The sequence below is a fragment of the Rhodococcus sp. 1168 genome (genome assembly GCF_002091955.1).
GTDB lineage: Bacteria > Actinomycetota > Actinomycetes > Mycobacteriales > Mycobacteriaceae > Rhodococcoides.
The window spans coordinates 138,950-152,580 of sequence record NZ_MKKY01000079.1 but is presented as its reverse complement, the minus strand read 5'-3'; the positions used below and the strand labels follow the sequence as shown (position 1 = coordinate 152,580).

At 64.9% G+C, this 13,631-nt stretch carries 10 protein-coding genes; 5 read left to right on the top strand and 5 right to left on the bottom strand.

Translation table 11 applies throughout. The features are described from left to right. Positions 1-34: 34 nt before the first annotated feature. Positions 35-1,237 (top strand): glycosyltransferase family 4 protein, encoded by a 1,203-nt coding sequence (locus BJI47_RS18335; protein WP_088945077.1) that lies wholly within the window; start codon positions 35-37, stop codon positions 1,235-1,237. Here the strand turns inward: BJI47_RS18335 and BJI47_RS18330 are convergent. Continuing rightward, a complete protein-coding gene (locus tag BJI47_RS18330; RefSeq protein WP_088945076.1) occupies positions 1,196-2,890 on the bottom strand; it encodes a hypothetical protein in 1,695 nt (564 codons plus the stop codon). The genes BJI47_RS18335 and BJI47_RS18330 overlap by 42 nt on opposite strands. Positions 2,891-2,915: 25 nt before the next feature. Here BJI47_RS18330 and BJI47_RS18325 point away from each other — a divergent pair, with 25 nt between their 5' ends. After that, positions 2,916-4,097 carry a polysaccharide biosynthesis protein gene (locus BJI47_RS18325; RefSeq protein ID WP_176224950.1) on the top strand — a complete coding sequence of 394 codons (1,182 nt, stop codon included), beginning with the start codon at positions 2,916-2,918 and terminating at the stop codon, positions 4,095-4,097. Positions 4,098-4,163: 66 nt separating this feature from the next. On the opposite strand, the gene BJI47_RS18320 is transcribed toward BJI47_RS18325, so the two are convergent. Further along, a complete protein-coding gene (locus BJI47_RS18320) occupies positions 4,164-5,288 on the bottom strand; it encodes a DUF3068 domain-containing protein (RefSeq protein WP_088945075.1) in 1,125 nt (374 codons plus the stop codon). 206 nt (positions 5,289-5,494) lie between these two features. Here BJI47_RS18320 and BJI47_RS18315 point away from each other — a divergent pair, with 206 nt between their 5' ends. After that, positions 5,495-6,625 (top strand): acyltransferase, encoded by a 1,131-nt coding sequence (locus BJI47_RS18315; protein WP_088945074.1) that lies wholly within the window; start codon positions 5,495-5,497, stop codon positions 6,623-6,625. Here BJI47_RS18315 and BJI47_RS18310 read toward each other — a convergent pair. The 3 genes from BJI47_RS18310 to BJI47_RS18300 form a co-directional block, all read right to left on the bottom strand. Beyond that, positions 6,606-10,898, bottom strand: coding sequence for an alpha-(1->3)-arabinofuranosyltransferase (locus BJI47_RS18310; protein ID WP_088945073.1), 4,293 nt, complete (start codon positions 10,896-10,898; stop codon positions 6,606-6,608). The genes BJI47_RS18315 and BJI47_RS18310 overlap by 20 nt on opposite strands. Further along, positions 10,879-11,049 carry a DUF2613 domain-containing protein gene (locus BJI47_RS18305; protein WP_084347479.1) on the bottom strand — a complete coding sequence of 57 codons (171 nt, stop codon included), beginning with the start codon at positions 11,047-11,049 and terminating at the stop codon, positions 10,879-10,881. Before BJI47_RS18305 ends, BJI47_RS18310 begins: the two co-directional genes overlap by 20 nt. 102 nt (positions 11,050-11,151) lie before the next feature. Beyond that, a complete protein-coding gene (locus tag BJI47_RS18300; protein WP_088945072.1) occupies positions 11,152-11,619 on the bottom strand; it encodes a universal stress protein in 468 nt (155 codons plus the stop codon). 91 nt (positions 11,620-11,710) lie between these two features. On the opposite strand from BJI47_RS18300, the gene BJI47_RS18295 reads away from it, so the two are divergent. Then, the gene (locus BJI47_RS18295; protein WP_088945071.1) at positions 11,711-12,877 is read left to right on the top strand and encodes a glycoside hydrolase family 3 N-terminal domain-containing protein; all 1,167 of its coding nucleotides are present in this window, start codon (positions 11,711-11,713) and stop codon (positions 12,875-12,877) included. A 111-nt stretch (positions 12,878-12,988) separates the two neighbouring features. Next, positions 12,989-13,594: a TetR/AcrR family transcriptional regulator gene (locus BJI47_RS18290; RefSeq protein ID WP_084347308.1), complete on the top strand. Its 606-nt coding sequence runs from the start codon at positions 12,989-12,991 to the stop codon at positions 13,592-13,594. Positions 13,595-13,631 lie beyond the last annotated feature (37 nt).

Genomic DNA, 13,631 nt, shown 5'->3' with positions numbered 1-13,631 from the left:
CATATTCGATTACGCCGTGATGGGGGAGCCAGCTGTGCGCGAGGTGCTCTTGCTCTGTTGGCGCGATACGGGCCATCCCCAGGGCGGCGGCAGCGAGCGCTACCTCGAGCAGGTCGGTGCGGGCCTGGCGCGACGCGGAGTGCGGGTGACGCTGCGGACGGCGTCGTATCCGGGCGCTCCCGCGCGGGAGACCGTCGACGGTATCCAGATCAGCCGCGGTGGTGGCCGCTTGAGCGTGTATCCGAGGGCTCTCGCTGCGGTCGCTGCCGGCCGGCTCGGGTTCGGTCCTTTGCGCGGGATCAACCCGGATGCTGTCGTCGACACTCAGAACGGCATCCCTTTCTTCTCGCGTCTCGTCGCGGGCGCACCGGTGACGTTGCTGGTTCACCATTGCCATCGGGAGCAGTGGCCGGTGGCGGGCCCGGTGATGGCGAAGATCGGTTGGTGGCTCGAGAGCACGGTCTCACCGCGCGTTCATCGGCGTAATCAGTACTTGACGGTGTCGTTGCCGTCGGCGGATGAGCTCGTTGCACTCGGAGTCGACCGCGACCGGGTCGCCGTCGTTCGAAACGGCGCGTCCCCGGCAGCGTCGGTCGGTGGGGCGCACACCAGAACCTCGTACCCGTCTCTGTCGGTGTTGTCGAGGTTGGTGCCGCACAAGCAGATCGAGGATGCGCTCGCTGTCGTGGCCACCCTGCGACGACAGCTCCCGGACCTGCACCTCGACGTCGTCGGTGGCGGCTGGTGGGAAGAAAACCTGCGTGAGCGTGTGCGTGAGCTCGGCATCGAAGGTGCTGTCACGTTCCACGGACACGTCGACGAAGACCGTAAACACGAACTGCTCGGCCGCTCCTGGGTGCATGTGATGCCCTCGAGGAAGGAGGGGTGGGGCCTTGCCGTCGTCGAAGCAGCTCAGCATGGTGTCCCTACCGTCGGCTACCGCAGTTCGAAGGGCCTGACCGATTCGATCATCGACGGTGTGACCGGTGTGCTGGTTGGTTCCGAAGGGAATGACCGCGACGTGCCCGCACTCACCGACGCCATCGGGGAACTGCTGCTCGACGCCGATGTCCGCGCCGACTTGGGCGAGAAGGCCCGGGTGCGCGCGCTCGAGTTCTCGTGGGAGCAATGCGCGCAGGGTGTGGAGAGTGTGCTGGTGGCGTCGGCACTGGGCGCCCATGTCTCCGGGCTCGTGTCATCTTCGCCGCAGGCCCCAGCAGAGTCCGCCCACTATTGACAGGGCCCACCCCAGGTGCGCGGCCACGACGATCCAGTACGACGCTGGACTGACCTCGGTCGTTCCGATTGCCCCTGGCACTTGGTACAACGCCAGTTCGTCGTCGGCGTAGACGCGTTCGAGTTGGTCCAGCGTGTCCGCCGACTCGCCGAGCAGTCCGGGCGTCGTGCGCTCGACGAGGACCCAGCCGACGCCCAGTTGTGCCAGTTCGGCTGCGGATCCGCCGTCGAGCAACGTCTTTTCGACGGTGGAAGCGCGGCTGCTCTCGCCGCGTACCGATCCTCCTGCGACGATGAGTTCACCGGTCTGCAGGACGTCGAGCGGGAGCATTCGCGGTGCGGGATCGAGAACGGGTGCGTCGCCGCTGTAGGGGAAGATGCGGAAGATTCCGGCAGGCAGCACTGCCACGTCCCCGTCGCGGCCCTGGAGTTCTTCGGCGACAGCGTTCCACGACGTCGGATATTCGACGGGGGTGAGTTTACCCGTCACTCCCCACACCAGGTCCGGTAGTGCCAGCAGCAACGCTGTGATGGCTGCGACGGCAGGGACCCAGGGCATACGAATTCTTGCTCCGAGCCAGGTGACTCCGGCAGCGGCGGCGAGCACGTAGAACGGCATCGCCAGTGCGAGATATTTCTGGCTGTCACGCAGCAGGCCCGCACCCGGGACGTCCTGCGCTGCCCACTCGCCGACGCGCAGGCCGATTCCGGTCGCACCGAGCGCGGGCGTGACGACGGCGAGGACGGCCATGACGGCGAGGGCGGCGATGATCGGGTTTCTGCGTCGACGCCACAACGGCGGCAACCCGACTGCGACGACGGCGAGCAGCAGAAGTGTTCCGAGGACGGCGAAGTGCGTCGTGCGGGTGGCGGGGACGGCGTCGGCGTTCCAGATGCCTCCCAGGCCCGCCAGGCTGGCAAGTGTGCCGAGGCCGGGCTCGGCCCGGGCGGCGAAGGCGGCGACGCCTGCCGGGTCGGTTCCGAGGGTTCCGCCGCCGGATACTGCGGTGGCCACCAGCCAGGGCGAGGAAGCGGCCAGCGCAAGCAGAGCAGTCAGTAGTACCCGTCGGGAGCGCTGCACGTCGGAGGGCAGCGCAACGACGACGAGGGCGGTGACGGCCGCGAGGATCGCTCCGGTGGGCGTGAGCCCTGCGGCGGCGAGGCAGACTGCCAGTCCTTGCCACCGTCCCGTCTCACGCAGGGTTATCGCCGCGGTCACCGTCCACGGAAGCGCGGCGTAGCCGACGAGCAGACTCCAGTGCCCCTGTAGTAACCGCTCGGCCACGTAGGGATTCCAGATGGCGAGGGTCGCGGCGGTGAGCAATGCAGGCGTCGTCGTGGTCGGTAGTAACCGGCGAACCATGACCGCGGCACCGCAACCGGCGAGCCACAGCGCCAGCGTAAGAATCGTCTTGACCACTAGTCCGCCGTCGAACGCGATGGACAACGCCGCTATGACGCCGTCCTGCGGGACCGCACGGGCGGCAGCGTCGGTGGTGCCGAGTGCAGAATCGGTGAAATAGGACCGAGGGGTGCTGACCGCGTCGCGAAGGAGCAGATAGCCGTTACCCCACAGCGGGCCCAGGACGATCATCGCCAGAACGAAGCTCCACACGGCCGGTGCCGCGGTTCGACTGCGCTGCGTCCACGACACTCTCGGCACCCTATACCGTGTTCCCATGCCGAACCGCACTGCAAGTACGTCGGCGCTCGCCGGGATGACTCTGGTGACGGTTGGTTCGATGACGGCCAATGCCGCGTCGTATCTTCTGCATCTGCCCGCTAGTCGATTTCTCGGCGTCGAGGGGTACGGCGAGTTCGCGAGTCTGCTTGCTGCTCAACTTGTTCTCGCTGTCCCGGCGTTGGCTTTGCAGTCCGTCGTCGCTCGTGAAGTAGCGCGCGGGCGTGGCACTGCCGAACTCAGAAAGCTCGGCTATCGGTGTGCCGGGGTGGTCGCGATTCTCGCGTCGGCGTTGGCGCCGGTGGTGGCCGTCGTGCTCGGTACCGGAGTGCTGGCAACAGCGTCGGCGCTCGTCGTGGCACCGGTGCTCGTGCTGCTCGGGACGGAACAGGGTCTGTTGCAAGGGTCCGGACAGTTCGGTCGGCTCGGTGCTGTCCTTGCTGCCGCAGGGTTCGGCAAGGTGATCCCCGCTGTTGCGGTGCTCACAGCGGGTGGTGGTCCCGGAATTGTGTTGGCCGCCAGCGCCATCGGGACTGCAGTGGTTGCTGTCGGGGCAAGGATCGCGAGCGCGACGAGGGAGGGTGATGCAGTACGTTCCCCGCTGACCGTCGGCACGGTTCTGCGGGCGTCACAGGTGCAGTTGGCGCTCATCGGCCTCTCTGCGCTCGACCTGGTGATAGCGGCCGCGCTGTTGAGTGCGGAGCAGGCGGGTTTGTATGCGCTCGGCGCAGTGGCTACCAAAGCTGCGTTCTGGCTGCCGCAGGCTGTGGGAGTGGTTCTCTATCCGCGGATGGCGAATCCAGCAGAATCTTTCAAGGCTGTTCGCTCGGCAATGGCCGTCGTCGCCGCGATAGGGGCCGTGTTGGTTCTCGGCGCTGCGCTGGTGGCGCCGCTGCTGCCGTCGATCGTCGGCGAAGGTTATGCGCCTGTGCAGAGCTACCTTTGGATCTTTGCGCTGCAGGGTGCATGCCTGGCGCTGTTGCAGAGCGGACTGTTGTGGGCGATCGCCGGTGAGAGGACCCAGCTCGCCATCGTTGCGTGGATCGGCTTGGCCGTCGAAGTTGTGCTGCTGTTCTTCGTGGCCGCGACGCCGCTGCAGTTCGTCATCGTCGCGGCGTCGGTGGCTGCTGTATGTGCTGCGGTGGTCAGCGCAGTCGCCTTGAGCTCTTCACGCAGTTGAGCACAAAAAAATGAGCGGAAGTACAGCCGGAGAGGCTGTACTTCCGCTCATCTGCGGTGGAAGCTCTTACTCTTTCGCGAGGTTGGTACGCGGGATGACCTCGGTCTGATCCGTCGTCCAGTCACGATTGCGGGGCTCGGTGGGAGCGGCACCGCCACCGTCGTTGTGCTGCGGTCCACCGGTGCGTGCAGGCTGACGAGGTCCGCCGTTACGGAGTCCGAGGAGGATGCCGGCGATCAGTGCGATGACACCGAGGATGCCGAGAACGATCGGAACGGTGCGTCCGAACAACGACAACCTGTCCATGCCGTCCTTGGCCTGCTGGATCTGGAACTCGACGGTGTTCTCGTCGAAATCGATCGGTGCCTTCAAGACCTCGACCTCGGCGGTGCCTGCAGTGCGCGAGTAGTACTGGTGAATATCCTCGCCGCCCTTGACGACAACGCCGGTTTCGGGCTCGACGAACAGGGTGCGCGTGTTCTCGTACCAGCGAGTCATCGTGACCGGTGCGTCTCCACCTTCGACGCCCCAGGTGGCGGCAGGCAGGGTGAGCTTGTTGGTGGGAAGGTTCACTACCGAAGACAAGTCGACGGGGCCGACCTGCTGCTCGAACTTGTAGACCGTGGTGCCGTTGATCTCGGTCTCTTCGACGAAGTCGATGTCCTTCGATTCACGGGCATTGACATCGAAGTACGGGTAGCTCTTCTTCTCGGCGTTGAACGGGAACTTGTACTGCAGGCCGGTGTGCGGCACTTCCTCGGCAGGCTTGTCGGCCTGCAACTGGATGGTCCCGACCGGGTTCTCGACCGGCATCGAGCTGACGCGGTCGAGCGTCACGCGGTCGACGCTTGCGGTGAGCAGACCGGATTCGCCCTGCTTGTCACTGCGAAGCAGTGTCTGTCCGGCCTGCACCGTGATCTCGTTTGCGCCGGAGGGATCCTCGACGGTGACGAAGCGCTGCGATACCAATGGAACGTTCTGGTCGACGACGGCGCGTCCCGCTGCCAGTGATGCAGAATTGAGTACGCTGCCCGTTCCAGTCGAGATCGTGGTGACCTCTAGATCTAGGGGCGTCTTTTCCAGCCGTGACACCGTGTACGTCGGAATCAATATGGCCGCTACCAACAGGAAAGCGCCCAAACCGATGAGTACAAGGGCAACGATCCGGCTCGGCCCTGAGCGCTCCGCCATGTGAGAATCTCCTTAGTCGTTTTCTCGGCGTGCCATTTTCCACCCCCGACAGATCGAGGTGTGTGATCCCCCCCGACCTGGAGTGTCCGATTGGACCGCCACGTCGGTGGTGAGAGTAACAGTGATACGCCATTGCGGGCGCGGGCACGCCCGATGACGGTCGACTTTCGCGCTCGGGCCATCTGGAATGATTCACTGGTTCGATCATGAGCACATCGACCGAGACCCTCTCGCGAGCCGTCGTGCCGCTGCGTGGGTTCATCCCCTCGCTCGAGGGCATGCGCGCGTTTGCGGCCCTCGGCATCATCGTCACGCACGTGGCCTTTCAAACCGGTGCCGCGAGTTCGCCCGTGATGGGGCGGATCTGGGGCCGATTCGATCTCACGGTCGCCATTTTCTTCGCCCTGTCGGGGTTCTTGCTGTGGCGTCCGCATGCGGCGCAGGCACGTGGGGTCGGTTGTGCACAGTCGGCGGGCCGGTACTTCTACTCTCGTGTCCTTCGCATCGTGCCTGCGTACTGGGTAGTGGTCGTGCTCGTTCTGCTCTTTCTCCCCGGTGCAGGCGGTGACTACCGCGTCTGGTTGGCCAACTTGTCGCTGACGCAGGTATTCGTGCCTCTTACGTTGACCGAGGGCATGACGCAGATGTGGAGTCTGTCGGTGGAAGTGGCGTTCTATCTGCTGCTGCCGCTTGCTGCCTTCGCGATGGTGAAACTGCGGGGTTCGGCGGCGCATCTTCGGATTCCGGTGCTCGCTGTGGTCTCGGCGATCAGTCTGAGTTGGGCATTTCTGCCGGTCGTAGCAGCCCCGAACACCCATCACGACAACTGGCTCCCCGGTTATATCCCGTGGTTCGCCGCGGGCATGGTGCTCGCCGAAATTTCCGTCGGACCCATCACCTGGGTGCACCGGCTGTGCTCGCACCGTCGCATCGTCGGTGCCATTGCTCTGCTCGCCTTCGCATTGTCCGCGACGCCACTCGCCGGACCCCAGGGGCTCGTTCGGCCCGAGCCGTGGCAGTACGAAGTCAAGATCGTGCTCGGCTCGGTACTCGCATTCGCACTGTTGGCCCCACTCGTGCTCGCCGACGACCACCGGCACCACCGCGTGCTGGAGCATCCGGTGATGTTGGCGTTGGGCCGATGGTCCTACGGCATCTTCATCTGGCATCTGGCGGTGCTCGCCATGGTGTTCCCCGTCTTCGGCGTCGCGCCGTTCCAGGGCCATTTCTGGCTCGTCCTGTGCGTGACGGTGGCCTTGTCGATTCCCGTCGCGGCCGCGAGCTATGCGCTGGTGGAGGATCCGATGCGCAGGCGGTTCAGTCGTTCTCGGCAGTGACGGCCACGGCGAGCGCGAGTACGGCGACGAGGGCGGCGAACTGCACCAGATAGACGTGCCCGATATAACCCTCCGGGGATCGCCACGGCCCGCGTGAAAGCAGTGCCATAGCTGTCAACGTACCGATACCGGCGATGGACACCAGCACCCGAGCTGCGACGGTGGTGCCGTACCGCCGTTGGAGCGCCACAGTACCGACCCAGAGGGCCACGGCCACGACGGCTCCGGTGATGCCGGCGATGACGATTGCGGCGGCGAGGAGTGCGATCACGCCTACGATCGACCGGTTCCAGGGCCGTGGCGGCGCACCGGCGCGGCGTGGGCCGGCGCGGAAAGCGAAGAATGCCAACGGGATCAGCAGGAGTAGTCCGCCGAAGATGCCGAGTCGGTACCACGTATTGCTCGGGTAGTCGAGTGCGACGGTTCCGTCGACACCCGCCGGGATCACCCATCCTTGCTGCCAACCGTTCACGGTGATCGGTGTCAAGGGGGTGCCGTCGGGAGACGTTGCGTGCCAACCGGAATTGTTGCTCTCCGGTACGACGAGGAGTTGGTCGGTGCCGCGAGCCGATACCTCGATCTCGCGATGGTCCGAACTCCAGGCGGTCGTGTCGGCACTGACGGGTGAAGAACTCGTCGCGCTGGCAGCGGGAACGGGCATGGTGCGCAATCGCATTCCGTCGACGAAGAATGCGGCGCCCGGATCCACGACGACATCCTGTTCGCCCGCCGGAAGGGCAATCGGGTTGAGGGCATCGGTCTCCACCGGGAATATCCCCTCGCACAGCGTCGCCTTCAGCGGTTCGCCCGCTCGGAATGTGTCGACGGTTGCGGTCACCGATGCGCGCACGGTCTGTCCGGCGATCGAAAGGATTGGGCCACGGTCGCAGCCGACAGTAACTATCCGGTTCGCGTCGAGTGCGCCGCCCAGAACCGTGCCACCGGACAGTACTTTCACCTCGGCCAGACCTGGAGGCGACGGCAGCACGAAGCCTAGAGAGTTCTTGTCCAGCAGGTCATCCCAGTCGATAATCGAGATGACGATCCGGTCTGTGACACGCGGGCTCAGCTCGATCGTGGTGGGGCCGTCGATGTCACGGACCATCGGTCCATCGCCCAAATCGACCGCGACCTTCGTCGGGTGAGCAGGTAGATCACCCAGGCTGGGGGATAGGGTGAGGCCGTCGACGAGGGTGGGTTCGGGAAGATTCACCGTCAGGGTGGGTTGCGTACCCGCTTGCTTCTCGATGCTCTTGGTGGGCGCGGTCCACGAGGTCCTGTCGTCACCGTCGGTGACGGCGAATGCCGAGCCGTGTAGATCGCCGACGTCCGAGGCAGCGGTGGCCACGGGGCGACCGGGCTGCGAGAGGAGAGATTCGAGTTCGGGGCTCTGCCTGGTTCGTAGCATCAACTCGGGCAGTACCGCAGTGCCCATGGGTACCGACAGGGTGCGAGAGAAGCGTCCGAGTTCCTCAGGCGGGAGGGACAATCCGCTGCTGCAGCGAATTCGATCCGTGGTGTCGATACATCCCGTACGGCCTGGGAACTCCTGGCTCAGTTCCCAGCCCTGCACGTCGGCGCCAGTAGTGACGGGCGGCAGTACCGCGCGGTGCACGATCGATACCTGCTGTGGCGCTTCGCGGTTGGAGTAGTCTTCGACGGAGAGTTCGCTGATCCCGAACTGGCTTCCGCTGGTACCGTCCACCGTGGACTTGGCGGTGATGCGCACCCACGGCGTCGAACCGCCGGGCAGTGACACCGTCATCGGCTCTCCGGCCTTGTCGATTCGCGCCGCGGTACTGCCGTTGGGAGTGGTGATCTCGATCCACTTGACCGGGTCCCCAATAGTCCCCGGGCTGGTGCGCAGATGTAGCAGTCCTTGGTCGACCGGAGTGTCGAAGTCGAGTTGAAGCCATTGGCCCAGTGCATTTTCGATGCCGTTGGATACCCAACTCGTCGCAAGATCGCCGTCCACGACTGCCGCGACACTGCTGCCGGGGGCCGTTCCACCGATCTGCGTCGAATCCGATGCCGAACTCGATGCGGTGATGCGCGCGCCCTCCCATTCGCCGTCGACCGTAGCGGCGCCGTACACCGGATAATCGGAAACGGCATTGAGTGATCTTCGTGGTTCTTCGCTCGAACGCAGCGCGGAGCTGTGGAAATCGACCTGACCGTAGTCGGTCTCTCGATTCATCGGCGTATCGGTGACGGTCACCTTGTCCACCGGTATCCCGGCCGCCGCTGCGTCGGAGGCCAGGACGATAGGTCCAGCGGGCACTGGGTCCGGGGCACCGTTTCGGCGCTGCTCGTTCATACGTGCCACCGACTCCGGCCCGCCCTGCACGAAGGGAACTCGATTCAAGTCGACTGTGTACGGGCCGGATGCCGGTATGGCGGTTGGGTTTTCGACCTCGTAAATCTCGACGGCGGGGTAAGACGGCCGCAGGTCACCGTCGATGGTGATGCCGTCCACGGTGCCCGGGGCGATGTCCTCACCGAACTGGGCGACACGCGTCAGGCCCGGTGAGCCGTCGAGAGCACTGTGAACCTGCACCGGTCGCGTGGAACGCGAGGTCTCCGCATCGAGATCGTTGCGCACCACCACGTAGCTGATCCCCTGGCCCAGAAGGGTATCGGCAAGCCCGGCGGACGGGCGGCCATCCGCGATGAGACGCTGCACGGAATCGAGTGCGCGGATAGCTCCTGGCGGAGTCAGCGGGACTGCGTCGCGCACCGCCCATGGCGTCGTGGCAAGAGCTTGGAGTGGTTCGTCGCGGGTCAGGCCCCACGTCTGGAGGGCGAACGGTGCACCGGGGACGACGAGGGCGCGCTGAGCGTCCGAACCGTCGGGGGAGGAGCCCGAAGCATGGTCGGTAAGCCAGTCGGCCGCGTCGTGCCAGTATTCGGGGATGGCCTCGTAGGCGCCGCGGGGCGCGAGTTTGCCGGTCCAGGCGAGCGAGGTGGAGAAGGTCAAGCCGACGAGCACCAGCCCGGCGACGGCCACCATCTTGTCGCGTTCGGGATGGGCGATCGCCGCTCGCCATCGGGCCGCAGGTACCGATCCGGGGAGCGGCACCTTGGCAAGAAGGTGAGCGAGCCCGAGCACCAACGGTATTCGAATGAGGGGCTCGAGCTTGTGCACGTTGCGCAGCGGGGCGCCCGCGGTGTCGAGGAACAGGCGCACGGACTCGGCGAAGGGGGAACTCAGATCGCCGACGTAGCCGGCTGTGAGCCCTACTATTCCGACGAGCAGTACCACTGTCAGGCGCCCGCGGGCGGGCATCGTGCGCATCGCGAGGCCGGCCACTCCGGCGGCAGCGATGACCCCGGTGGCGATGACGGCGGCCGGTTGGGTGACCAGGATGGCACCCGCCACGCGCTCAGGGGAGACGAACGGTGTCCAACTGCTGGTCCCGCGGAGGATCTCGGCGAGCGAGGCCCATTGTGTCGTGGTTCCGGAGGATTCGATGTAGTCGAGGAACGGTGGGCTCACGCGTCCGAGGAGGAGTAGCGGGACGATCCACCACAGGGTGGCAAGGATGCCGAAGCCCACCCACCAGGCGGCGAACACGGCCCACGCCCGGTTCGGTCGGTGGCACAGCAACCAGATCACCGCGACGAGGCAGGCGGCGGCCGTCGCGACGGCGTTGACGGCGCCCATCAATGCGACGGCGCACGCGGATTGCGCCGCGAGGGTTCGAGGCCCGCCCCACTGGCCGCTCGATCGTGTTGCGTCGGAGCCGCTTCCGCTGAATGCGCGCACCACGGGAATCAGTACCCACGGTGCCAGCATCATCGGCATCGTCTCGGAGGAGATCGACGCGAGAGTGGTGATGACGCGCGGGGACAGAGCGAATGCGAATGCAGCGATGAGCCGTGAGCTACGGGAGCCGATTCCCAATGCTTCGGCCAACCGAATGATTCCCCAGAATCCGGCGATCAACAGCAACGCCCACCAGATACGCTGGGTTATCCACGGCGGAATCGCGAGAATGTCACCGAGCGCAAAGAATGTGCCATGTGGGAAGAAGTATCCGTAGGCCTGGTTCTGCACCTGACCGAGGGACGCTTGGCTCGTCCACTGGTGTGAAGCGCGCGCAAGAAATCCCAGCGGATTCTGGGAGAGGTCGTACTTCGTATCCGCGACTGTGTAGCCGGGGATCTGCAGGAACGAAACGAGAAACGCTAGAGCGGAGACCCCGACCAGCCACTTACGTCCGAATCGCTCGGACGAGATCGTTCCAGCAGCGTCAGCGGCTGCCGTACTCAACCTGATTGAGCAACGACGAGTCGGCGTTGCCGGTGCGGTCGATCTCGGGACGAGTGTTGTCCGATGCTGCCGCAGTCACCCCGAACACGACGCCGGCGCCCAATACAGCGCCGACTACTGCAGCAACAATTCCCGGGACAGCAAACTTCATCTCGGTCTCCACTTTCGTCGGCAGGCATCAATGACGGCGACTTTCCCCCGTGCGCCGCTAAAGGTATCACCCGATGGCCATGATGCTGTGACGCACTCGCGGTTACCTGCCGGGCGGGACTATCAGCACCGGCCGGTGACTGTGGCGCAGCACATGATCTGCCACCGAACTCTGGAGCAGCGAACGAAGGCCTGTGGTGCCACGGGTTCCGGTGACGATGATGTCCACGTCGAGATCGTCGGCTTTCTCCACGATGGCGCTCCAGATGGCCGTCGTGCATTCGGCGCAGTGCCCCTCCACTTCGAGTCCGGCTTCACCGGCGAGTCGAACGCCCGCTTCGTTGATGGCTTTCGCGTCGGTCAGTGCCACGTCCTCGGTTTCGTCGTCGGCTACCCATTCAGGTTGCATGACGCCGGAGAGTCCGGACATGCGTGCCGCTTGTCGAACCATCGGCTCCCACGCGGTGACGACGATGGCACGCTTCGTCATCAGAAATCGGCCGGCGTAATCGATGGCTCGTTTGGCGTTGTCCGAGCCGTCGTAGGCGATGAGTATCAGATCTGCAGGCATCCGTCTCCTCCTGGTGAGCTTGTGTTCGAAGGCTATCGCGTCGAGGTCGCCGATCGCGGCGCTACGGCCACCTCGGCTACCGTAAAGAACCATGATGAAGTTCCGCTCGCTTGTGCCCATCGCTCTGTTGGTGCTGGGGGTCGGTTTCACCGCCGGTTGCGGAACCGACGCGGAACCGGAGTCCGTAGCTGCACCGTCCGTCACCTCGGTGTCCCCTGAGGCCACTACGGAAGCTACGACGCCCGCGCCGCCGCCTGATCGTTGTGCGGCGTTCGTCGGGTCGTTGACCGAGCGTCAGCGCCTCGCGCAACTACTGACGGTCGGGGTCACCGGTACCGAGGACGCGGTGAACATAGTGGCGACGGAGCAGGTCGGCGGCATCTTCATCGGTAGCTGGACGGATTCGCAAACGCTGTCGAACCGCGAGGTGCCCCGGATCGCTGCGGCCGCGGCCGTGCCGCCGATGGTGACCATCGACGAAGAGGGCGGTCGAGTGTCGCGGGTGGAGGATCTGTTGGGAAGCGATCCATCCGCACGCGAGACTGCCCGGACGATGTCGGTGGACGAGACCTATCGCATGGCGCTCGAACGGGGGCGTGGTCTGCAGGATCTCGGCGTCACCGTCGACTACGCACCGGTGGTCGATGTCAGTAGTCAGCCGGACGACTCGGTGATCGGCGATCGGTCGTACTCTTCCGATCCGAACGAGGTGATCGCGTATGCGGGCGCCTACGCTCAGGGGCTCCGTGATGCCGGAATCGGGCCTGTCCTCAAGCACTTTCCCGGGCACGGATCCGGCTCCGGCGATTCGCACACGGGCGAGGTTACGACGCCTCCGCTCGATCAGCTGCAGCAGTCCGATCTCGTTCCGTACACCGCACTGTCGCAGACCGGCGTCGGCATCATGGTCGGCCATCTGGATGTACCGGGACTGACCGATCCTGGAGTGCCTGCGAGTATCAGCCCGGCAGCGATGGCACTGCTGCGCGACGGTGTCGGTTACGGCGCGAGCCCGTTCACGGGGCCGATTTTCACCGACGATCTTTCCGGCATGGCTGCGATCACCGACAGGCTCGGTATCGTGGCGGCCGTCGAGGCGGCACTGGTCGCGGGTGCTGACATCGCGCTGTGGCTGACCACCGACGACGTCCCTCAGGTGCTGGACAATTTGGAGAATGCGGTTGCCACCGGAAGATTGCCCGCACCGCAGGTCGACGCGTCTGCAGCCACGGTCGCTCGGTTCAAGGGTGCCTGCTAGCTTCACGGCAGAAGCGACGCAGCCATTCTTACCGTGGAGTAAGATCAGTGGTTCTACCTTTGTTTGTTCGACCCTGCTTCGACCCTGCTTCGACCTTGGTTTGGAGGACACATGGCTGGCGGCACCAAACGATTGCCCCGCGCCGTCCGTGAGCAGCAGATGCTCGACGCGGCAGTGGATGTGTTCTCCGACAACGGTTTCCATGAAACTTCGATGGACGCGATTGCGAAGAGGGCGTCGATTTCCAAGCCCATGCTCTACCTCTACTACGGGTCGAAAGACGAACTGTTCGCCGCGTGTATCCATCGCGAAGGCGTCAAATTCGTCGAGGCCATGACTCCGGCCGCGGATCCGACGCTGACACCTCGCGAGCAACTGCGTCGCGCATTGCTCGGGTTTCTCGGTTTCGTCGGAGATCACCGGAAGTCCTGGATGGTGCTCTACCGGCAGGCGATCGGTCAGACCGCCTTTGCTTCGCAGGTACAGACCAGCCGAGATCGACTCATCGAGCTGACGGCGGGTCTGCTGGAGATGAGCACGAAGGATCCGGACGAGGGTCAGAACTACACGCTGATGGCAGTGGCGTTGGTGGGCGCGGGTGAGGCAGTAGCCGATCGTGTCGCCGGCGGTGAGATCGAGGTCGACGCGGCTGCCGATCTGCTCGAGAACCTCGCATGGCGAGGTCTGGCGGGTAAGAAGTCCGCAACCAACGCGTAGGACCTGCGCTTCGTGTACGAACGCTTGGGCATGAAAC